The 22,075-nt window shown below is 58.1% G+C and carries 21 protein-coding genes; 9 read left to right on the top strand and 12 right to left on the bottom strand.

Annotation, left to right across the window (positions count from 1 at the left end):
* Positions 1-95: 95 nt before the first annotated feature.
* Entirely contained in the window at positions 96-1,595 is a 1,500-nt protein-coding gene (locus AC2FLX_RS13210; protein ID WP_480748357.1) for a CoA-acylating methylmalonate-semialdehyde dehydrogenase, read from the bottom strand.
* 100 nt (positions 1,596-1,695) lie between these two features.
* Here AC2FLX_RS13210 and AC2FLX_RS13205 point away from each other — a divergent pair, with 100 nt between their 5' ends.
* The 3 genes from AC2FLX_RS13205 (at position 1,696) to coaD (ending at position 3,695) form a co-directional block, all read left to right on the top strand.
* The gene (locus tag AC2FLX_RS13205; RefSeq protein WP_480748358.1) at positions 1,696-2,598 is read left to right on the top strand and encodes a LysR family transcriptional regulator; all 903 of its coding nucleotides are present in this window, start codon (positions 1,696-1,698) and stop codon (positions 2,596-2,598) included.
* 61 nt (positions 2,599-2,659) lie between these two features.
* Entirely contained in the window at positions 2,660-3,097 is a 438-nt protein-coding gene (locus tag AC2FLX_RS13200) for a CBS domain-containing protein (RefSeq protein WP_496744129.1), read from the top strand.
* A gap of 106 nt (positions 3,098-3,203) precedes the next feature.
* Positions 3,204-3,695 carry a pantetheine-phosphate adenylyltransferase gene (gene coaD, locus AC2FLX_RS13195; RefSeq protein WP_480748360.1) on the top strand — a complete coding sequence of 164 codons (492 nt, stop codon included), beginning with the start codon at positions 3,204-3,206 and terminating at the stop codon, positions 3,693-3,695.
* Here coaD and gap (AC2FLX_RS13190) read toward each other — a convergent pair.
* The 3 genes from gap (AC2FLX_RS13190) to gap (AC2FLX_RS13180) form a co-directional block, all read right to left on the bottom strand.
* Complete coding sequence (gene gap / locus AC2FLX_RS13190) at positions 3,627-4,706, bottom strand: type I glyceraldehyde-3-phosphate dehydrogenase (protein WP_480748361.1); 1,080 nt, start codon at positions 4,704-4,706, stop codon at positions 3,627-3,629. The genes coaD and gap (AC2FLX_RS13190) overlap by 69 nt on opposite strands.
* An 82-nt stretch (positions 4,707-4,788) precedes the next feature.
* Positions 4,789-4,932, bottom strand: coding sequence for a hypothetical protein (locus tag AC2FLX_RS13185; RefSeq protein ID WP_496744133.1), 144 nt, complete (start codon positions 4,930-4,932; stop codon positions 4,789-4,791).
* Positions 4,933-5,008: 76 nt separating this feature from the next.
* Complete coding sequence (gene gap / locus AC2FLX_RS13180; protein ID WP_480748363.1) at positions 5,009-6,010, bottom strand: type I glyceraldehyde-3-phosphate dehydrogenase; 1,002 nt, start codon at positions 6,008-6,010, stop codon at positions 5,009-5,011.
* Between the two features lie 183 nt (positions 6,011-6,193).
* Here gap (AC2FLX_RS13180) and AC2FLX_RS13175 point away from each other — a divergent pair, with 183 nt between their 5' ends.
* Both AC2FLX_RS13175 and AC2FLX_RS13170 read left to right on the top strand, forming a co-directional pair.
* Positions 6,194-7,144, top strand: coding sequence for a DUF808 domain-containing protein (locus AC2FLX_RS13175; RefSeq protein ID WP_496806896.1), 951 nt, complete (start codon positions 6,194-6,196; stop codon positions 7,142-7,144).
* Positions 7,145-7,775: 631 nt separating this feature from the next.
* Positions 7,776-8,363: a hypothetical protein gene (locus AC2FLX_RS13170; protein ID WP_496809650.1), complete on the top strand. Its 588-nt coding sequence runs from the start codon at positions 7,776-7,778 to the stop codon at positions 8,361-8,363.
* Between the two features lie 99 nt (positions 8,364-8,462).
* Here AC2FLX_RS13170 and tkt read toward each other — a convergent pair whose 3' ends face one another.
* A complete protein-coding gene (gene tkt, locus AC2FLX_RS13165; RefSeq protein WP_496809649.1) occupies positions 8,463-10,484 on the bottom strand; it encodes a transketolase in 2,022 nt (673 codons plus the stop codon).
* A 235-nt stretch (positions 10,485-10,719) separates the two neighbouring features.
* Between tkt and AC2FLX_RS13160 the strand changes: the two genes are divergently transcribed.
* From AC2FLX_RS13160 to AC2FLX_RS13150, 3 genes are read left to right on the top strand one after another with little or no spacing between them, the layout of a single operon-like run.
* Positions 10,720-11,394, top strand: coding sequence for a hypothetical protein (locus AC2FLX_RS13160; protein ID WP_496809648.1), 675 nt, complete (start codon positions 10,720-10,722; stop codon positions 11,392-11,394).
* Positions 11,394-11,789, top strand: coding sequence for a cell division protein ZapA (locus tag AC2FLX_RS13155; protein WP_480748368.1), 396 nt, complete (start codon positions 11,394-11,396; stop codon positions 11,787-11,789). The genes AC2FLX_RS13160 and AC2FLX_RS13155 overlap by 1 nt, the downstream gene beginning before the upstream one ends.
* Entirely contained in the window at positions 11,786-12,136 is a 351-nt protein-coding gene (locus AC2FLX_RS13150) for an MliC family protein (protein WP_496744144.1), read from the top strand. Before AC2FLX_RS13155 ends, AC2FLX_RS13150 begins: the two co-directional genes overlap by 4 nt.
* 81 nt (positions 12,137-12,217) lie before the next feature.
* Here the strand turns inward: AC2FLX_RS13150 and grxD are convergent, their stop codons facing one another.
* From grxD to AC2FLX_RS13115, 7 genes are all read right to left on the bottom strand, one after another.
* Positions 12,218-12,580 carry a Grx4 family monothiol glutaredoxin gene (grxD, locus tag AC2FLX_RS13145; protein ID WP_480748370.1) on the bottom strand — a complete coding sequence of 121 codons (363 nt, stop codon included), beginning with the start codon at positions 12,578-12,580 and terminating at the stop codon, positions 12,218-12,220.
* Between the two features lie 33 nt (positions 12,581-12,613).
* The gene (locus tag AC2FLX_RS13140; protein WP_496744146.1) at positions 12,614-12,847 is read right to left on the bottom strand and encodes a hypothetical protein; all 234 of its coding nucleotides are present in this window, start codon (positions 12,845-12,847) and stop codon (positions 12,614-12,616) included.
* 183 nt (positions 12,848-13,030) lie between these two features.
* Positions 13,031-13,267, bottom strand: a complete 237-nt coding sequence (locus AC2FLX_RS13135) for a BolA/IbaG family iron-sulfur metabolism protein (RefSeq protein ID WP_480748372.1) — start codon at positions 13,265-13,267, stop codon at positions 13,031-13,033.
* Between the two features lie 148 nt (positions 13,268-13,415).
* A complete protein-coding gene (purL, locus tag AC2FLX_RS13130; RefSeq protein WP_496809647.1) occupies positions 13,416-15,575 on the bottom strand; it encodes a phosphoribosylformylglycinamidine synthase subunit PurL in 2,160 nt (719 codons plus the stop codon).
* Positions 15,576-15,663: 88 nt separating this feature from the next.
* Positions 15,664-16,758, bottom strand: a complete 1,095-nt coding sequence (locus AC2FLX_RS13125; protein WP_496809646.1) for a BamA/TamA family outer membrane protein — start codon at positions 16,756-16,758, stop codon at positions 15,664-15,666.
* Between the two features lie 61 nt (positions 16,759-16,819).
* The gene (locus AC2FLX_RS13120; protein WP_496809645.1) at positions 16,820-19,090 is read right to left on the bottom strand and encodes a mechanosensitive ion channel family protein; all 2,271 of its coding nucleotides are present in this window, start codon (positions 19,088-19,090) and stop codon (positions 16,820-16,822) included.
* 272 nt (positions 19,091-19,362) lie between these two features.
* Positions 19,363-20,271: a LysR family transcriptional regulator gene (locus AC2FLX_RS13115; protein WP_480748376.1), complete on the bottom strand. Its 909-nt coding sequence runs from the start codon at positions 20,269-20,271 to the stop codon at positions 19,363-19,365.
* A gap of 169 nt (positions 20,272-20,440) precedes the next feature.
* Here AC2FLX_RS13115 and AC2FLX_RS13110 point away from each other — a divergent pair.
* Positions 20,441-22,075 (top strand): thiamine pyrophosphate-dependent enzyme (locus AC2FLX_RS13110; RefSeq protein WP_496875444.1); only part of this gene is annotated, 1,635 nt, incomplete at its 3' end.

Raw genomic sequence — 22,075 nt, 5'->3', positions numbered from 1 at the left:
GTGATGCGAAATCAGGTTGTGTCCGGCAAAGAACTGCCTGAACAAAAGACCCCGACCGTTTGGCCGGGGTCGTCAAGACGGTTGTTGCAGGTCGATCAATCCATGGCCTTGAAGTTGAACTCGCCGCCTTCCTTGATGCCGGACGGCCAGCGGGCGGTCACGGTCTTGGTGCGGGTGTAGAACTTGAAGCTGTCGGGGCCGTGCTGGTTCAGGTCGCCGAACATGGATTTCTTCCAGCCGCCAAAGGTGTGATAGGCCAGCGGAACCGGGATCGGAACATTGATACCGACCATGCCGATGTTGATGCGGCTGGCGAAATCACGGGCGGTGTCGCCATCACGGGTATAAATCGCGGTGCCGTTTCCATATTCGTGGCTCATCGCCAAACCTATGGCTTCTTCGTAAGATCCGGCGCGCACAGTGGACAGGACCGGGCCGAAAATCTCGGTTTTGTAGATGTCCATGTCGGGGGTGACGCGGTCAAACAGGTGCGGGCCGACAAAGAAGCCGTCTTCGTAACCCTGCAATGAGAAGTTGCGGTTATCGACAACCAGCTCCGCACCCTGATCGACACCGGACTGGATCAAGCCCATGATCCGTTCTTTTGCCTCACGAGTCACGACGGGGCCCATGTCGACGTCGTCACCGGCAGTGTAAGGGCCAACTTTCAGCTTTTCGATGCGCGGAACCAGCTTTTCGATCAGACGATCGGCAGTTTCCTCGCCCACCGGCACGGCGACCGATACGGCCATGCAGCGTTCGCCTGCCGCGCCGAAGCCGGCGCCGACCAGAGCGTCTGCCGCCTGATCCATGTCGGCATCGGGCATCACGATCATGTGGTTTTTGGCACCGCCGAAACACTGGGCCCGTTTGCCATTCGCGGTGGCGCGGGCATAGATGTACTGCGCGATCGGGGTGGAGCCCACGAAAGACACGCCTTGAATGATGTCGCTGTCGAGAAGGGTATCAACCGCTTCCTTGTCGCCGTTGACGACCTGGAAGACGCCTTCGGGCAGTCCGGCCTCGACGAACAGTTCCGCCAACATCAGCGGCACCGATGGGTCGCGTTCAGAGGGCTTCAGCACCACGGCGTTGCCGCAAGCCAGTGCAGGGCCCACGTGCCACAGCGGCATCATGGCGGGAAAGTTGAACGGCATGATCGAGGCCACCACGCCCAACGGCTGGCGCATCGAATACATGTCGATGCCGGGGCCGGCGCTGTCGGTGAATTCGCCTTTCAGCATCTGCGGCGCGCCGATGCAGTATTCGATCACCTCGAGACCGCGCTGCAGGTCACCTTTGGCGTCGGGCAGGGTCTTGCCATGCTCTCGGCTCAGCGCCTCGGCCAGCTTGTCCATGTCGCGGTTCATCAAACCGACCATGGCCATCATTACGCGAGCGCGGCGCTGGGGGTTGAAGGCGGCCCATTGTGGCTGTGCGGCAGCTGCCTGTTCGATGGCGGCCGTGGTTTCGGCTGCGCTGGCCATCGGGCACTGATATTGCACTTCGCCAGTTGCGGGGTTGAAGACATCGGCAGTACGGCCGGACGTGCCAGCGACGTGTTTGCCATTGATGAAGTGATAAAGTTCTTGCATGTGAAACTCCTCCGGTGACGTTGCGCGCACCATAGGCTTGCATAAATCAACTGAACAGAGGCAATATTCCAAAGCAGTTTTGCAAATTTGTAGGTGCGGAATGGAGCCGAACTGGGATGACATGAAGGTGTTTCTTGCCGTAGCGCGGGAGGAAAGCCTGTCAGGTGCCGGAAAGCAGCTTAAACTGGACCCGGCAACTGTCGGTCGCAGGATATCGCGCCTTGAAACCGCTCTCGGTGCTCCGCTTTTCACGAAATCGCCACAGGGCTATGTGCTGACGCCCGCCGGGGAACGGTTGCTGAAACATGGTGAACAGGCCGAAGAGGCGATGCGACTGGCAGCAGGGGCAATGGCTGGACCGGCTGAAAAACTGTCAGGCCAGATCCGCATCGGGGCACCGGACGGGAGCGCCAACTATCTGTTGCCACAAGTCTGCGCCAGGATCAGCGACGCGAATCCCGATCTCGACATCCAGATTCTTGCATTGCCTCGGATCATCAATCTGTCTCGCCGCGAGGCGGATATGGCGGTGACAGTGAGCGCGCCCACGGCGGGGCAATTGCTGGTGCAGAGGATCAGTGACTACAAACTGCACTTGGTTGCCACGCAAGATTACCTCGCCTCCCATCCCCGGATCAATTCGGTTGAGGACCTCAAGGGCCATCGCATGATCGGTTACATCCCCGATATGATCTTTGACCGGGAACTGGATTACCTGAACGACATTGGTATCGAACGGGTTCCACTCGCGTCCAATTCGGTCTCTGTCCAATTGCGCCAGGTGACGTTGGGAACCGGGGTTTGCGTGGCCCATGATTTCACTTTGCCATTCCATCCGCAGCTCAGGAAAATCCTGACCGATCAGATCAGTCTGACCCGAGGGTTTCATCTGGTGCGGCATTTGGGCGACAAGCGCAACGAGCGTCTGAACCGGTTCGCCGAGGCGCTCAGCCGCGGCATACGCGACGAGGTAGCGCGGCTGGAGGCGGCAGCTTCATCTTGACAGGGCCATGCAATGCAGCAACGCTTTGTAATACGGCAATTATATTTCGGAGGTATTGCATATGCTCGTACAGGCCATTCTGAAATCCAAGGCGACCTCGGGCGTGGTCACCGTTGGATCCTCCGCGACTGTGTCGGAGGTTGCGAAAATCCTCGCGGAAAAGCGCATCGGGACGGTCGTGGTGTCGGATGATGACGGGCAGACAGCCGTCGGGATTCTATCCGAACGCGACATCGTACGAGAGCTTGCCGCAAGCGGGAGTGGATGCCTGACACAGGCCGTCAGCGAGTACATGACATCCGATCTTGTGACCTGCACCAGTCTGGCCAGCGTTCAGGATATTCTTTCACAGATGACTGAAAGGCGGTTCCGCCATATGCCTGTGGTCGAAGAAGGTAAGCTGATCGGCATCGTGACCCTGGGTGACGCGGTCAAGGCGCAACTTGCTGAACTGGCAATGGAAAAGGATGCCCTGGAAGGTATGATCATGGGTCACTGATTCACTGCGGGTTGAAGCATGGGTGCGCCGTGGGCGGCGTGCCCTCTTGCACCTGCAGCGAAGTTGTGTTTGCTTCCGCAGAAACAATCTTGCGCAGGAGAGCGACATGCGGGTTGGATTGTATCCCGGTACCTTCGATCCGATTACCTTGGGTCATATAGACATTATCCGCCGTGCCGCAGCATTGGTGGACAAACTGGTGATCGGCGTTGCGATCAACCGGGACAAGGGTCCGTTGTTCAATCTGGAAGAGCGTGTGGCGATGATCGAGGCCGAATGCGCGCAGTTGAGTGAACAAACCGGAACTGAGATCGTTGCGCACCCGTTTGAGAACCTTCTGATCGATTGCGCAAATGACGTAGGCGCGCAAATCATCATTCGTGGTCTGCGCGCGGTCGCGGATTTCGAGTACGAATTCCAGATGGTCGGCATGAACCGGGCATTGGACAGTTCCGTCGAAACCGTATTCCTGATGGCCGAGGCGCGGCACCAGGCCATCGCCTCGAAACTGGTCAAGGAAATTGCCCGCTTAGGCGGGGACGTGTCGAAGTTCGTCACGCCCCGAGTTCGCGACGCCTTGGTGGACCGGCTTCACTGAAGATCGCGAACCAATCGCTCCCATCACCGCAGCCGTATCCAGCATCCGGTTTGAAAAGCCCCATTCGTTGTCATACCAGGCCAGAACCCGAACCAGAGTGCCATCGGTAACGGTGGTTTCGGACAGGGACACTGTGGAACTATGCGGATCGTGGTTGAAGTCGACCGAAACGAGGGGACGGTCCTCCGCCGCAAGAACCTGCGGTATTCTGGCAGCAGCCTCGCACAGCATCCGGTTGACTTCCTCAACCGTGGTGGGGCGCGACACCTCGACAACCAGATCGACAACCGAGACATTCGGGGTAGGCACCCGGATTGCCTGCCCGCTGAGCTTTCCGGCTAATTGCGGCAGGACAAGACCGACCGCCGCAGCGGCGCCAGTTGTGCTGGGAATCATCGACAAGGCTGCAGCGCGCGAGCGATAGGGGTCCTTGGTCGCCGTATCGTGGACGGGTTGGCTGACGGTATAGGCGTGCACCGTCGTCATCGAGCCGTGCTTGATACCAACACCTGCATCCAACGCGGCAGCGACAGGAGCCAGGCAGTTCGTCGTGCAGGAGGCGTTTGACACGATCCGATGCTCATCGGTGAGTTCATGATCGTTGACGCCAAAAACAACGGTTTTGACCGGAGTATCCCCTCGGGCCGGTGCGGAAATCAGAACTTTGCCTGCCCCGTTCTTCAGGTGGCGCGCGGCGCCTTCGTGGGTTCGGAATACTCCGGTACAGTCCAGAACAACGTCCACGTCAGACCAATTCAGATCTTCAGGAGCTTGAATGCCGGTCAACCGGATCGGCCCGGCCCCAACATCCAGATGCGTGTCGGTCAGTTTCACGGGCTTCGAATATCGGCCATGGACGCTGTCGAATTCAAAGAGATGCGCATTGATCTGTGGCGAAGACAAGTCGTTGATCGCGACGATTTGCACGTCCTTGCGCCCGCTTTCCATGGACGCACGAAGTATCCCCCGACCGATGCGGCCAAATCCATTTATGGCAAGGTTGATTGTCATATTCGCTCCGAAAGTTCGCGTTCCCAAGAAAAGTTAGCGCTAACATCGCGAAGTAACACCAAATGTCAAGACTTGACGCTCGTCATCGCCAAAAGGCGAGCCAATCCAGAAAATCGTAAAGTTTCTTGCCAAGGAAAAGCAGGTGCTCGGTGCCGAACAGGCTGTAATCAAGCATGACGGCTCCCAGCAGCAGAACCAAAAACCAGACGGCGATTCTGTTGGTCATGTGGGCCCCGGTGCAATTGAAAACGCCCGCCCAGATAACCTGAGCGGGCGTTTCATCTCAAGGTGTTAAGTCAAATTCAGCCGAGTTTTCCCATGGCTACGGCAACGTCCGCCATTCGAACCGAGAAACCCCACTCGTTGTCGTACCAGGCCAGCACGCGCACCATGCGGTCATCGACTACGCGGGTCTGATCGGGCGCAAAGATCGAGCTTTCTTCGGTGTGGTTGAAGTCTGTCGACACCAGCGGCGCGGGTTCATACCCCAACACGCCCTTCATCGGGCCATCGGCGGCCGCCTTGACCAATGCGTTGATTTCTTCAGCGGTCACGTCGCGGCCTGCGCGGAAAGTCAGGTCAACGGCTGACACGTTCGGGGTGGGCACCCGGATGGCCGAGCCGTCCAGACGTCCCTTGAGACGCGGCAGGACCTCACCCAAAGCCTTGGCGGCGCCGGTCGTGGTCGGGATCATCGACATGGCTGCAGCGCGGGCGCGATACAGATCCTTGTGGCGGCGGTCCAGCGTCGGCTGATCGCCGGTATAGGCGTGGATGGTGGTCATGATTCCATGCTCGATACCGACGCCCTCGTCCAGAACCTTGGCCAGAGGTGCCAGGCAATTGGTCGTGCAGGAGCCATTCGAGATCATCTTGTCGCCGGCTTCCAGCTGGTCGTCATTGACGCCAAAGACGATGGTCTTGTCGACGTTCTTGCCGGGCGCGGATAGCAGCACCTTTTTGGCGCCACGTTCCAGATGCGCCTTGGCCTTTTCGCCGTCGTTGAACTTGCCGGTGCATTCCAGAACCACGTCGCAGCCCGACCAGTCCAGCTCGTTCATGTCGTAGGTCGAGAACATCTGCATATCGCCACGACCCAGGTTCATGGTGCCGTTGCCGATGGTCACATCGCCGGGAAAGCGGCCATGCACGCTGTCATACTTGATCAGGTGGGCGGCGGTTTCCAGTGGGCCGGTCGCGTTGACCTTGATCACCTCGATATCATCGCGACCCGAAGCGGCGATGTGGGACAGGGTGCAGCGACCGATGCGGCCAAAACCGTTGATGCCAACCTTGATGGTCATATTGCGACTCCGAATGACGTGAAACTTGCAGGCCATATAGACGCGCCAGACCTGTACAGAAAGATCAAAAGCGGCGTAAATTGAATATGTTAGCGCAAAACTTGAGCGGTTGCGCTAACGCTTGCGCTAAGCCTTGGATCAGGTAGGGTTCCAAAGCGGCAGGATGAGCGAAAGGACGCGGGAATGAGTGGTCTTCTGGCTTTGCTGGATGATGTGGCGGGAATTGCCAAGGTCGCGGCGGCATCAGTCGATGACGTGGCGGCAGCTGCGGGGAAGGCTGGCGCCAAAACCGCAGGCGTGATCATCGACGATGCGGCGGTGACGCCGAAATACGTGCAGGGTTTCGCTCCGGCGCGGGAACTGCCGATCATCTGGAAAATTGCGCGTGGCTCGCTGTTCAACAAGCTGATCCTGCTTTTGCCGGTGGCGATGTTGCTGGCGAATTTCGCGCCCTGGTTGATCACACCGCTTCTGATGATTGGCGGCGCCTATCTGTGTTTCGAAGGCGCGGAAAAGATCTTTCACGTGCTTTTCCCGCATGGCAGTCATGCCATCGACGAGGACATGAGCATCAAGGATCCCGGCCACCTGGAAGCGCAGAAGGTCAAGGGGGCGATCAAGACAGATTTCATCCTGTCGGCGGAAATCATGACGATTGCTCTGGCGGCCATCGAGGTGCCCAATGTCTGGATGCAGGCGGCAACGCTGGCCGTGGTCGGTGTTGGCGTGACTGTCGCGGTCTATGGCTCGGTCGGGCTGATTGTGAAAATGGACGACGTGGGCCTTTTCCTGGCGCAAAACGCGCCGACGCCTGTGGGCCGTGGCCTGGGGCGCGGGCTGGTCAAGTTCATGCCGGTGCTGATGAAGATCCTGTCGGTGGTCGGCACCGCGGCGATGCTGTGGGTCGGCGGCTCCATCATCATCCACGGGCTGGAGGTGCTGGGCTTTGGCTGGCTGGGCCATCTGATCCACGACTGGGCCTATGCCGTCGGTCATTCCGTGCCCGCCGGCTGGGCCGGCTTTGCTGAGTGGACAGCCAAGGCGGCGATGGACGGGGTGTTCGGGGTGGCGCTGGGGCTGCTGTTGATCCCGCTGGCAACCAAGGTTGTGGGGCCGGTATTTTTTAAGACTTGAAGTATAATAAGCCAAGGACCATACGTTCAAAACGAAACCCTGCCTCTGTGGTTAGGCAATTAAACAACCTTTTGTTTCTAGGAGTAAAACTGTTGAATCGCATATCGAAGCGAGCCATCGCCGTACTGGCTGTTTCCGTCTCTCTTCTTTCGGCTTGTTCTGCTTCACACCAGACAACAAGAACGCCCGCGCCAACCTACTCAGACCCTAGCCTTGTTAGCTCGTATGTAATTATTAAAATGCCGACCGAACAGCAGAAGTTGCGCTACATAAGCGCCTCGGTTTCTAAAAGACCAAACGACGGTCCACACGCGGGTTATCCAGTAAGTGTTAGACTCATAGTTTCGGAAGGAACCTCCTACTCTAAGTCCAACATCTTTTTGTCACCGCTGAATCGTGAGACCGCCGAAAGATTTGCTGCGGCTTACGGCACCGATGAGAACGCGAGTAACGCCTTCAAGATGGGACAGGACATTGCGCTTCAAACGGTGTGTCAGGGGCGGAAGGTGACAAGGAATTCGTTTGGACGACAATACTCAGTTCCGCCCGGCACTGTTCCCGTTCTTGGCCAACCGGTACCGACCGGGGCCATCGGAAAATCCATTCCCGCAGCCGAGTATTCGAGATTTGGATGGAGCGTAAACCTCTGGTGCCGCTGACGAAAACCCTTATCCTTGTAGTCCTTTCTGGTTCGATCTGTGGTTGTTCAAGTGGTTTGACCCCTAGAGAGTTTCAAGAAAAGCTTAAGATAGATCAGGCCCGATGGTCTGCTGAGATTGAAAGGTATCCCTCTGCAACCTTTTCAGTTGCAGGAATGCGTGAACGATATTCAGGTGCGACATATCTGGACTACAATGTCCAGCACGGAACTCAGGTTGAATATCTCGACCCAGAAGGTCGAGCCTTTTTGTGGTATCCAGGAAATACGGATGTGGTAGTGGGGGAATGGACTGTTAAAGCACCTGTTCGTGGATCGAAATATGCGCAGCTCTGTTGGAAGTACGGACCCCAGACAATTAATCCGGTAACTGGGGGGAGGGGTGGAGAGTATAATTGCATCAAAGCAAATCAACACATCTTGGCTGAAGAGGAATACACTCGTGGCGATCCCTTTGGATTGGGAATGAGCGGAATTCCTTTTCCGCTAAAAAAGAACAGGCAATACTTGATGAAAGAGCTGGCCAGGCGCAGTGGCGTGTCTGTGGTTTTGCTGCAGTAGGTACATCGGTCAGATTCGAATTCCGATGACTTTGAGTGAATAGTCGAAAGTAAGAGGGAGCCCGAGGGCTCCTGTTTTTTTCTTGGATCGCGGTTTGGGCTAAGTTAGCAACTCTTTCACCTTGGCAACCGTTGCGTCTGCCGTGATGCCAAAGTGTTTGTACAGCTCATCCGCCGGGGCCGACGCGCCAAAGCTCGACATGCCGATAAAGGCGGCCTTGGCCTCGCGGCCACGTTCGCCCAGCAGCCAGCGATCCCAGCCGCCCGCCCGCACGGCAGCCTCGATGCCGACGCGAACCGGGCCTGCGGGAAGAACCTTTTTGCGATAGGCTTCGTCCTGTTCGGCAAAAAGTTCCATGCAAGGCATCGAAACGACGCGGGTTCCGATCCCTTCGGCCTCCAGCTTTGCCTTGGCGTCCATCGCAATGGCCACCTCGGACCCGGTGGCGATCAGGATGGCCTGACGCTTACCTTCTGCCTCGGCCAGAACATACGCGCCTTGCGAGGTCAGGTTGCGGGTCTTGTGATCGGTGCGCACGGTCGGAACGCCCTGACGGGTCAGCGACAGCACTGATGGGCTGTTCTTGAACGTCAGCGCCATTTCCCAGCTTTCAGCGGTCTCCACCGTGTCGGCGGGACGGAAGACATAGGTGTTGGGCGTCGCGCGAGAAATCGCCAGATGCTCGACCGGCTGATGGGTGGGGCCGTCTTCGCCCAATCCGATTGAGTCATGGGTCATGACGAAAACCGTCGGAATTTTCATAAGCGCGGCCAAACGCATCGCCGGGCGGGCATAGTCGGTAAAGCACATGAAGGTTCCGCCATAGGGGCGGATACCGCCGTGCAGCGCCATGCCGTTCATCGCTGCCGCCATGCCGTGTTCGCGAATGCCCCAATAGATGTACCGGCCCTTGCGGTTTTCCGGATCGAACACGCCCAGATCGCCGGTCTTGGTGTTGTTCGAGCCGGTCAGATCGGCCGAGCCGCCCACCGTTTCGGTCATCACCGGGTTGACCACGCTCAGCACCTTTTCCGATGCAGCGCGGGTTGCCAGTTTGGGCTGGTCTTCCGAGACCTGCTTTTTCAGCGCCCGGATGACGCTGCCCAGCTTTTTGGGTGCTTCAAAGGCATAGGCGCGGTTGAACTCGGCCTGCTTGCGGTCCGAAAGGGCGGCAAAGCGCTCCTCCCAGGCTGCCCGTTCGGTCGCGCCACGTGCCCCGATAGCTTCCCACGCCGCCTTGACGTCGGCAGGAACCTCGAAGGCGCCCAACGGTGCGCCATAGGCTGCTTTCGCGGCTTTCAGCTGCTCGGCATCCGTCAGCGCGCCATGGCCTTTCGAAGTGTCCTGCGCCGCGTGACCAAGCGCGATATGGGTTTTGCAGGCGATCATCGACGGTTTCTTCGATTTCTTGGCCTGCTCGATGGCGGCGTCAATGGCTTTGGGGTCATGACCGTCGATTTCGATAACATGCCAGCCCGAGGCGGTGAAACGGCGCACCTGATCGGTGCGGTCCGACAATTCGACGGTGCCATCGATGGTGATGTTGTTGTTGTCCCAGAACACGATCAGCTTGCTCAGTTCGTGACGCCCCGCCAAACCTATCGCTTCCTGGCTGACGCCTTCCATCAGACAGCCGTCGCCTGCAATCACGTACGTATAGTGATCGACAACTTTCCCGCCGTAGTGCGCACGCTGAATTTCCTCGGCCATGGCAAAGCCCACGGCATTGGAAATGCCCTGGCCCAGCGGGCCGGTGGTGGTTTCGATGCCGCTTGCCAGGAAATTCTCCGGATGGCCCGCGGTTTTGGCGCCCAACTGGCGGAAGTTCTTGATCTCGTCCAGCGTGATTTCAGCGCTGCCGGTCAGATAGAGCAGCGAATAGATCAGCATCGAACCGTGGCCAGCAGACAGGATGAACCGGTCACGATCCGGCCATGTCGGATTTGCGGCATCGAACTTCAGATGCTTTTCGAACAAAACCGTCGCCACATCGGCCATGCCCATCGGCATGCCGGAATGGCCGGAATTGGCAGTGGCCACAGCGTCGAGGGTCAGAGAGCGGATGGCCGAGGCCTTGGCCCAGTGTTCGGGGTTGGCATTGCGCAGCGCAGTCAGGTCCACGGGACTTGTTCCTTTGAATTACGGGCGAATTGCGCGCTCAATAGCATCCAACCCTCAAAGTGCAAGCAGAACCCGGCACGAAACGGGGCGGGGACCTCAACTGTGGCCTGCAAGTCGTTGAAAGCAAAAGGGGGGTATTTTCCGCCCCGTTTCGTTAGACTAGTGCTATCGCCAGCCCCCTCCGATTCGTGGCGGCAGGCAAAACAATGAACCTTGGATCAAAGGTGAAACAGGCATGAGCCAGATCGAACAATTGCACCACCGCATCCTGTCCGCAATGGAGCGGATCAGTGCCGGTGTCGACGCACTGGAAGGAAAGGCCTCGACTGACGGCGGTCAGGAACCAGGGCTGAGCGAAGCCTTGCAGGAAGAACGGCTGGCAAACGCGCAACTTGAAGAGCGTCTCAATACGCTGAGAGATCGCCATTCTGCCGAGATTGCGGCGCTGCGAGATGAGTTGAGCGGCGGCGAAATGGCCGATGCGTTGCGGTCTGAACTGGCCGAGGCCAAAGCCGCCCTGGACGCGGTAGAGGAAGTGGGTCCGCTCAAGGCCGAGATTGCGGCGCTCAAGGCAGAACTGGCCAATTCCGAGCGTGTGGCGGAGTTGAGTGCGGAACTGGAAATGCTTCGTGCTGAACGGGTCAGCCACGCAGAGGCGATGGTCCGGCTGGACGGCGATCTTCGACGTTTGCGGAAATCCAATGACGAGCTGCGCGACACGATCGCCAAGCTCAAGGCGGCGGCCGAAGCCGGATTGACCGATCATGAACTGCTCAACGAAGCGGCCGAAAAGGAACTGGAAGCCTTGCGCGCGGTACGGGCGACCGATGCCGCCGAAGCGCGCGCGGTACTGGCCCGGTTGGAACCGCTTTTGGCCAATGCCAACCTGGCAGAAGGAGAGGTGGAGTAATGCCGGACGTGACCATTCATATCGGCGGGCGCGGTTTCGACGTGTCCTGTCAGGAGGGTGAGGAATCCTATCTGCACGCAGCCGCCAAGATGCTCGATGACGAGGCGCAGGTTCTGTCCGATCAGATCGGGCGGATGCCCGAAGCCCGCATGCTGCTGATGGCCGGGCTGATGCTTGCAGACAAGGCCGCGGCAGCCGAGGACCGGATCAAGGCGGTTGAGGCGAAACTTGCCGAACGCGAGGCGCAGTTGGTGGCGTTACGCAACGCACCAATGCCGGAACCCGAAAGGATCGAGGTTGCAGTCATCCCGCCTTCGGTGACGGACACGCTGGCCGAAATGGCGGCGCGGGCCGAGTCTCTTGCCGCGGCTATTGAAGAGAAGGCAGGCAAATGAGGGGTGCGCGTTTTTTTGCCTGCGGCGTGGCACTGTCAGTTCTTGCCACGAGTGCCGTGGCTGAGATCGACATTCTTTCTGTCAGCTTCACTTGCGAAGGCGGTACTCAGATCCCGGTGTCCTATTTCAATGCAACAGACGGAACGTCGGCGGCGGCCATGGTTGTTGACGGGGTGCTCGTATCGATGCGGCAAGCCCCCAGCGGTTCGGGCATCCGCTATGAATCGGTTGATGCGGTTGGCACCTATGTCCTGCGCTCGAAAGGCTGGGATGCGACGATCACTCATCAGGCGACGGGATCAACAGCCCCTGAACGGATCTTGTACAGGAACTGTTCCAGTCGCTAGAGCATGACAGGCAAGCGGTGACGCCGGCCTATTGGAATGCCAGAGCGCGCAGCCCGATGACCACCCGCTCTGACCGTCAGATCAAGCGTTGGCTTCGCGGATCTTGTCGGCGGCTTCCTTGTTATAGCTCACGCCGTTCTCGTCGAACATCGAGTCCAGTTCGCCCGACAGGGTCATCTCGGTGATGATGTCGCAGCCACCGACAAACTCGCCCTTGACGTAAAGCTGCGGAATGGTCGGCCAGTCGGAATAGTCCTTGATGCCTTGGCGGATTTCGTCATCCGCCAGAACGTTGACGTCGGTATAATCAACACCCATGTAGTTCAGCACACCGGCGACGCGGCTGGAAAAGCCGCATTGAGGCATCTCCTTGGTGCCTTTCATGTAGAGCACGACATCATTGGCTTTGACGGTTTCGTCGATCCGGGTTTTTGCATCGCTCATCTTGCGTGTCCTTGTATCTGCCCAACGGGCGGTTCATTTCGTCATCCGGCGGCTAAGCCACCAGTTTCCTTTTTCCAACCTTTGGTTCTCGTCATGCACCTTTGACACCCCATCGGCCTCCCACGGGCGGCGTTTGAGGGTTTCGGGGTCAGGGCGCATATCCGACAACCGGCGTCTGATGTTGCGTTTGAGATAAGCCTCAATCACAGCGGCGGCAACCACCAAGGCGACAATTCCGCAACCGATCCATATCAGCCAAGACGTCATGTATCGATACTCATCCCTTGCGTCGTTCGTAAGCGCGGCGTCTCATTTTTCGTGTAACGCGCCAATATCTAGGCCCGTGTTTCAGTAGCTTTGGCAGGTCGCAGAAGAGTATTGCGACGAAATTGACAATATCCAAAATCAGATAAACGAGCCGTAGTAACGCCCATCCGATTGGTTCATCCACTACTCCGGCGCTTTTGTCGTCAATGCCAGTGCGTGCAACTCTCCGTCCGGGCCGTCCATCTTGCCTTTGAGTGCCGCATAGACCGCACGCTGTTGCTGAACCCGGTTCTTGCCGCGAAAGCTTTCATCCACCACCATGGCGGACATGTGAACGCCATCATTGCCACCGACCTGAATGTCCGCATCCGGAAAGGCTTGGCGCAGCAGCTTTTCGATTTCGTAAGCGCTCATCGGCATGTAGGTAACTCCAATAGGTCTTTCCCAAGATGTAGAGCGATGCGCAGAGGGGCGCAAGTGCGTCACGGCTGCGCGCAGATGCAAAGCCTGCGCCATTGTCAGAGCACAGGATTTGCCGCTATTTCAGACAGAAAGTACAGCCGGACGATCAGGCCACGGCGGTGGCAAAGCTGGAGCGGAATATCTCACTCAACTCCGCCAGCGAGGCTTCGGAACTACCGATGCGTACACTGTCGCCGGTGAAGCGGCCGACGGATACCAGCGGCACGCCCGCCTGACCAGCGGCGATCATCAGCGCTTCGGCCTGATCGAAGTTGCAGGCAACCAGATAGCGGGCCTGATCTTCGCCGAACAGGAATTCGGTCGGTGCGTCATCCAGATGAACGCCCACGCCCGCCGCTTCGGCCAACTCGAACGCCGCCAGTGCAAGGCCGCCGTCGCCGAGGTCGGTGCAGGCTTTGATCATGCCGCGATTGGCTCGGATGAAATCGCCATTGCGCTTTTCGGCCTCAAGATCGACATGCGGCGCGTCGCCGTCTTCGCGGTGGAACACTTCGGCCAAAAGCGCAGACTGGCCAAGGTGGCCCGCGGTCTCACCGATCACCAGCGCCACATGACCCTCGCGTACTTCGTTGCCTATGATCTCGTCGGTCGAGGTCAGCAAGCCAACTGCGCCGATTGTCGGGGTTGGCAAGATCGCCTGACCATCTGTCTCATTATACAAGGACACGTTGCCCGATACGATCGGCATGTCCAGTGCGGCCACGGCCGCGCCGATACCTTTGATTGCACCAACGAACTGCCCCATGATTTCCGGCTTTTCCGGATTGCCGAAATTCAGGTTGTCAGTGGACGCCAGTGGTTTCGCGCCAACGGCCGTCAGATTGCGATAGGCCTCGGCCACTGCCTGTTTGCCGCCTTCTTCGGGGTTGGCACGCACATATCGGGGGGTCACATCGCTGGTAAAGGCCAACACCTTGCCGGTGCCGTGCACCCGGATCATGCCTGCGCCCAGACCGGGCGTGCGGCTGCTGTCGGCCATGACCATGGTGTCATATTGCTCATAGACCCACTGCTTCGCCGCATAGTTGGGCGAAGAGAGCAGGGCGCGCAGGCCGTCCACCGGATCGATCTGCGGTACATCGGCCAAAGGTTCCGCCGCAGGTGTGGGCGCCCAGGGGCGGTCATATTCCGGCGCGGTGGATGACAGCTTTGACAAAACGAGATCGGCCTTGATCTCGCCATTGTGCTCGATCAGGAAACGGTCTTCGGCAATCGTTTCCCCGACAATAGCGAAATCCAGATCCCATTTCTCGAAAACTGCACGGGCCTCGGCCTCTTTCTCGGGCTTCAGGACCATCAGCATGCGTTCCTGAGATTCGCTGAGCATCATCTCATACGCGGTCATGTTCTCTTCGCGTTGCGGTACTGCATCGAGGTCCAACTTGATGCCCAGACCGCCCTTGTCGCCCATTTCCACCGCCGAACAGGTCAGGCCCGCCGCGCCCATGTCCTGAATCGAAATGACGGCGCCGGTCTGCATCAATTCCAGACAGGCCTCCATCAGGCGTTTTTCGGTAAAGGGGTCGCCGACCTGAACGGTGGGACGCTTCTCCTCGATCGTGTCGTCAAATTCGGCGCTGGCCATGGTGGCGCCGCCGACACCATCGCGACCGGTCTTGGCGCCCAGGTAAACCACCGGCATGCCGACGCCCGAGGCGGCAGAATAGAAAATCTTGTCGCTGTCAGCCAGACCCGCAGCAAAGGCGTTCACAAGGCAGTTTCCGTTGTAGGCCGGGTGGAACCGGACTTCGCCACCAACGCAAGGTACGCCAAAACAGTTGCCATAGCCGCCGATGCCCTCGACGACGCCATTGACCAACTGGCGGGTCTTGTGGTGGCCGGGCTCTCCAAAGCTCAGCGCGTTCATCGAGGCGATAGGGCGCGCGCCCATGGTGAAAACATCGCGCAGGATGCCGCCGACACCAGTTGCCGCACCTTGGTACGGCTCGATGTAGGACGGGTGGTTGTGGCTTTCCATCTTGAACACCACCGCCTGACCATCGCCGATATCGACGACGCCCGCGTTCTCGCCCGGACCACAGATCACTTGCGGACCCGAGGTGGGCAGCGTGCGAAGCCATTTCTTGGAGGATTTGTAAGAGCAGTGCTCGTTCCACATCGCCGAGAAAATTCCAAGCTCGGTAAAGGTCGGCTCGCGCCCGATGATTTCAAGGATCATGTCGTATTCATCGGGTTTCAGCCCATGGGCTGCGATCAGTTCCGGTGTGATGGCGGGCTCTTGCATCGTCTGTCCTGTCCCCAAGCTGGCCGATATTGCGGGCCTTTTAGGGCAAGGGCGTGCCGGGGGAAAGTGCCAAGAACGCGCAGATGGATCAGAAACGCTGGCCGACGTATATATAGAGCGTGTTTTCGTGCTGGTCATTCCGGCTGGCATCGACGGAAAAGTCCAGCGGAAATTTTTTTGACACCCTGTAGCGCGCGCCGATGCCAAAGGCTGCGTGCGTTCCGTCGGCGTCGAGATCCTGAAAGTGAGGGCCTACTTGCCCGACGCCCCCGAACGCGACCAACCCGATGCGGTCGGAAAGGCGCTGACGAAACTCGACCTGAAGCGAAGCCGAACGCAGATCGAGGAACTGGGTGGCGGAAAAACCGCGGAACGCATCCACGGTGCCAAGCCCGCATTGATCAAAGAATGGCGTCTCTGAGGATGACGCGCATAACGACAACCTGCTGGCTATGACCGAGCGGTCCCAGGGGCTGAGATAGAAAGTGTAGTTCACATAGGATTTGGAGTAATCCTGAATCAGCCCGCTGAGGCCATAACCGCGAAATGCCTCGAAATGCAGCGCGTGGCCGCGAGTGGGATAGATCGTGTCGTCGCGTGTGTCCCAGTCGGATACAACGCCGACATTGCCGATCTCCGCCCTCAGAAACTGATCGAATGGTGGAGGAATTGGCGGCAACCCCGCAAAGGCGGGGGTGATGGTTGTATCCAGATAGCGGAATGAGGCCCCAAATGACAGATCCGGCGTCACCCCATAGGATACGCTCAGTTTGCCCAGCGTTCCGTCTTGCCGGATCGGAATGATCCCCGTGCCGGTATACAGATCATATCGAAGGTCAGCTTTGCCATAGAGCGCCTTGATGATCCACCGGTTGTCATCAAGTTTCAGGCTGATTGCCGCGGCGCCTGCCTTGCTGCCATTGTCCGAACGAAGCCCCCCTCCACCGATGAAGGACGGGTCGGAACCTTCGTCGAGTTGAAACAAATACCCGGCTCCCAGCACCAGCCCCGAGCCAATCGTAGGGTTGGAAAATGGGATAGGGGCCACCACGAATGAACCGCGCCTGAACCCGTATTTCTCATCCTCGCTGGCATGTTCCAGGCCGCCGACATTGGCATCGACCACCCCGCGCGCATTTTGGGCGGAAACACTTCCTGCCATTAGCAGCAGTAACGCCGTCACAATGCTCGCCGCACTTCGAACCAAATCTACTCCTCGTCGGGGACACCTTGCATCCAAAGCCTCACTTTTTCTGCTCCTGCTGCGCGACTTGCTGGTTCACCGCCTCTCCGGCGGCCGCTCCGACCGCAGCTTTCTGTTCGTCGGTCAGGTGTTCGGCTTCTTCCAGTCCCGGAATCGCGACGCGAACTTCGCGGCGGGCAAAGTCGATACCGTTTTCCTTGAATGCGGATTTGACCCTGTTGAAAATCTCCTTGCGCAAGGTGAACTGCTTGCCCGGCTTTGCCATGAACTTGCCCCGGATGATCATGCCCACGTCATCGAAATCGAACACACCCTGCGACTTGAAGGGTTGCAGGAACCCTTCCTTGTGGAGCGGATCTTCCATCATTTCGGCACCGATTTTCTTGAAGATCTTCTTGACCTTGTTCGGATCAGTGTCGAAGGGCACCGTGAACTTGAGCTTCATGATCACCCAGTCGCGGCTGTAGTTCGTCAGTTTCTGGATTTCGCCATACGGGATGGTGTGAACCGGGCCGCGATGGTGGCGCAATTGCATCGAACGGATCGAGATTTTTTCAACGGTCCCGGTGGTGCCACCAACATCGACATATTCACCGACGCGGAATGCATCGTCGATCAGGAAGAAGATGCCGCCGACTATGTCCGAGACCAGCTTTTGCGCGCCAAAACCGATGGCCAATCCCATGATCCCGGCCCCTGCCAGCAAGGGCGTAATGTCAAGGCCCAGCGCTCCAAGAGCCAAGAGGCCGAATATCACGGCAATCGCGACCTGAGCCGTCACCCGAAGCAAGGGCAGCACCGTTGCCAGTCTTGAACCGCCGGCACCGCCGCCTTCGCCGGCTTCTTCGTCCGGGCTCTGTTCCGACGCGGTCTGCTCCCTGGCCAGACGCCGGTTGATCCACAAAGAGACGATTTCGTTCAGAATATAGCCAATGGCCGCGATGATGAAGAACTGGATCACCTTGCCACCGGCATCCGTGCCGACACCGGCAATTTCCTGCAAGTCCAGATCCCATGCATTTGCGATCATCAGGACAACAAAAACCCCGGCAAGAACGCGCCCGATCCGGATGTAGCTGCGTTTTGTCGACTTGTATGCGCGCTCGGCAATCGGCCCGCCTCCGATCATCGGAGGTTGCAGGTGGCGCACCAGCCCGCGGATCAGGGTGTCGATGGCCGGCACGATCAAAAGCCAGAACATGGTCGTGAAATGGGCGCCTTCCGCCAAAGTGGCCAGAACCTCCGGATTGCGGATTGCTGACAGGTACTCGACGACGAACCACATCACGACCGATACGCCGATGGCGAAGTAAGGATAAAGTTCCGCCACGCGTTCATCGAATTGGGTGCGGTCCGGATCCGTCCCGCGCATCATATCGCTCAGGCCGTCGCGGGCGGTCCAGGCAATCAGCGCGATATAGATGTGAATAGAGGTGTTCAGCCAGAACCCAAGGCGGGTTTCGGCCATCGATACACCATTTTCGACGTTGAATACGATGATGAACAAGGTGAAACCGATCAGCAGGAAAAGGCCGATCAAGTTGCGGTGCAGGTACTTCGCCCAGTGATCGTTGACATTGACCAATCGCAGCGAAGATTTTTCGGGGGCCAGAACAAAGCGCGAGATCGCAGCACCAAGTCTTGGAAACCAGATCAGATAAAAGACGAATGGCGCCACATGGGCGATCTGTTGTTCGTCAAGCAACCTCCGTCCGACGAACACCAAGACATAATAGAACACGACCAGGCCCAGCAGTTCCCGACAGAAACGGCGGAACAGGAAAGTCACTGCCCCACGGAGGTCGGCGGACGCATCGCCGGGAACGGCTCTGGTCCATCTCCTTGTCCACAGGCCTACGGCCTTTTCGGCAGCATATCCGATTGCCAGTGCCAGCAAGGTGTATCCGAAAAGCGAAAGCAGCCTTCCTGACCCGAAAGTGGTGGCAAAATTGGTAATCGCTTCAAGTTGTTTGGAAAAGAGAGATGGCAATTTCCTGATCACGTCTACCCAGGATGCAGCCATCGCATTGACGGTATCTGTGATGGAAGTGACGAGGCCTTTTTTCGGGCTGCCGGAGTCAGATTGCTTTTTCGCCACCGCATCAAGGCGTTCCAGCAAGAGCGCCCTGACCTGGTCGTCCGACATTCGCGCCACAAGATCGTCCACCTGATCTGGTGTCAGATCTTCGGGAACGACGGGTGTTGTTGCGGAACTGGCCGACAAATTGCTGCCAGGTACCTGCGCGATCGACACAGTTCCCAGGATGGCAAAAAGAAAGGCTGCCACAACCAAGCGGAAGAAGCGGAACATATAAGACCCTCGGTAACGAAATTGTGTTTGTTTTCCGCGATCATATGCTGTTGCCACATATTTTCCAGAGAAATCCATAGAATCCGGCGGGTCGGGGAAAAAGCAAAAAAAAGGCCGAGCTCTAAGCTCGGCCAAAGTCCAACAGGGAGGTATGAAGGAAGTAAGCGTTGCAGCATCACCGCCTTCGAGATGTCATTTAGTAATGAGTTACCGACCGTTCAAGAGAAACTAGGGTGCAAGCGCCTCATGTCCGATATGATCAGCGTGCATAGCTACAGTTTTCCGAGTTGCCTCAGATGCTTGCGGTGCGCGATGATCTCATCCTGCACGAAATCGCGAAACGCCGCGATGCGCTGTGAATGTCTCAGTTCTTCGGGATAGGCAAGATACACCGGAACATCCGCGCTTTCGATATCAGGCAGAACCCGAACGAGATCCGGGAAATCTTCGGTTACGTAGTCAGGCAGGACGCCAATTCCGAGATTGTGCAGAACGCCCTGCAACACCCCAAAATAATTGTTCACGGTCAACAACGAGCCGGGATTGTACGTCATCAGATGTTGGACAAGTGACGCGCTGGCACCGACCTGTGCGGCGGACGGATTCTGGCAGATCAGGCGGTGGTTTACCATGTCGCTCAGGGATTGCGGCATTCCGTTGTGACTGTCGAGATAGCCATTTGTGGCGTAAAGCTGCATCTGCACGGTCATCAGACGTTTTCTGACAAGATCAGCCTGACTGGGCTCTTTCATCCGGATCGCCACGTCTGCTTCGCGCATCGGCAGGTCCAGCACACGCTCCTCCAGCATCAGATCGATGTTCAGATCGGGGTATTTCTCATAAAGCTTGGGCAGGCGTGGCGCCAGCCACAAAGTTCCGAACCCAAAGGTCGTGGTGACGCGTAATTCGCCGAATACCTCGTCTTCGCTGTCTCGAATACGCGCTGCGGCGGCGTCCAGCCGCTTGGACATGGCGGATGTGGCGTCAAACAGCAATTCGCCTTGTTCGGTGAGAATCAGCCCGCGTGCATGGCGATGAAACAGGGTCGAATTGAGTGATTCTTCCAGTGCTCGGATCTGTCGGCTGACCGCAGATTGCGACAGATTCAGTTTGTCCCCGGCATGTGTCAGGCTGCCCGCATCGGCAACCGCGTGAAATATTCTGAGCTTGTCCCAATCCATCGCAGCAACTTTCGTTATGAGCCAGCAGCCCTATATGAAAGAGGTAACAATTTCCACATTCAAACGATGACGTTGTAACGGAAACAAGAAAATTACCTATACAGGTCAGAAATTATGACCTAATATTGAGGCAACGTGTAGCACGCTGTTTGGCGAGGGGAGACGTCGGATGAGTCAGCAAAAGATTTCGCTCAATGACCGGTTCGATCTGGAAAAGAGCCCGGTCCTTTTGAACGGAACGCAGGCGCTGGTGCGCCTGATGCTCATGCAAAAGGAACGAGACCGTCAGGCGGGCCTGAATACCGCAGGGCTTGTCACCGGCTATCGCGGATCACCACTGGGGGCAGTCGACCTCCAGATGAGCCGCGCGCAAAAGCAATTGGCGCAGAATGACGTCGTGTTTCAGTATGGCTTGAACGAGGATCTGGCCGCGACTGCCCTGTGGGGCAGTCAGCAGGCGGGGTTGCGCGGCGATGGCAAATACGACGGCGTGTTCGGCCTTTGGTACGGCAAGGGGCCGGGGGTCGATCGCTCAGGCGACGTGATGCGACACGCCAACATGTCTGGAACCGGCGCGCATGGCGGTGTGCTGATGGCCATGGGGGACGACCACACCGGCGAAAGCTCGACCGTGCTGCACCAATCGGAATGGTCGCTGGTCGATATGTACATGCCCGTGGTCAGCCCGGCGGGCGTGCAGGAAATCCTCGATTACGGTATCTACGGCTTTGCACTCAGCCGGTTCGCCGGCGTTTGGGTCGGTCTCAAGACCATGAAGGACACCATCGAAGTGACATCGGTCGTGGATGGCAGACCCGACCGCATGAACCTGGTGGTGCCCGAGTTCAACATGCCCGAAGGCGGCCTGAACATCCGATTGGGGGATACTCCGCACCTGCAAGAGGGGCGTATCATCGACTTCAAACGGTTTGCCGCCGAAACCTTTTCTCATGCGAACAAGATGGACAAGCGCATGTGGGGCAAACCCGGCGCCAAGATCGGCATCGCGGCGGCTGGCAAGAACTGGCTCGATCTCGTGCATGCAATGTCGCTGCTGCACATTGACGAGAAAGAAGCCGAGAGGCTGGGGATCACCACATACAAGATCGGCCAGACCTTCCCGCTGGACATGCAGGGATTCCATGACTGGGCCGAGGGCCTGGATCTGATCATCATCGTCGAGGAAAAACGCAAGCTGATCGAGGTGCAGGTCAAGGAGGCGATCTTTGACGACCGCCGCGGCCGTCGCGTCTATGGTTGGTACAAGGGTGGGGCAGGAACCATGCACCGCGACGAACTGTTCCCGACCCGCGGCGCGCTTGATCCGGTGATGATTGCCGAAAAGATCGGACACATCCTGATCGAAGAGGGGCACGATACCGACGGCATTCGCGCGGGGTTGAGCAAACTTGACGATGCCCGCCGCGCCGACAATGCACAGGAAATCGCATCCCGCCTGCCGTATTTCTGTTCGGGCTGCCCGCATAACACCTCGACCAAGGTGCCGGACGGCAGCCGGGCCTATGCCGGGATCGGTTGCCACTACATGGTGCAATGGATGGACCGGAGCACGACCGGCTTCACCCAGATGGGCGGCGAGGGTGCGAACTGGATCGGCGAGGCGCCGTTTTCGACCACCAAACACGTGTTCCAGAACCTGGGCGACGGAACCTACAACCATTCCGGCGTTCAGGCGATCCGGGCCGCTCTGGCTGCGGGCACGAACATCACATTCAAGATCCTGTTCAATGATGCGGTCGCCATGACCGGCGGCCAGCACAACGAAGGCGATCTGACTGCCGAC

The organism is Ruegeria sp. YKSF57, from assembly GCF_059612585.1.
The sequence above is the reverse complement of the archived record's forward strand: the minus strand, read 5'-3'. Positions and strand labels throughout refer to the sequence as shown.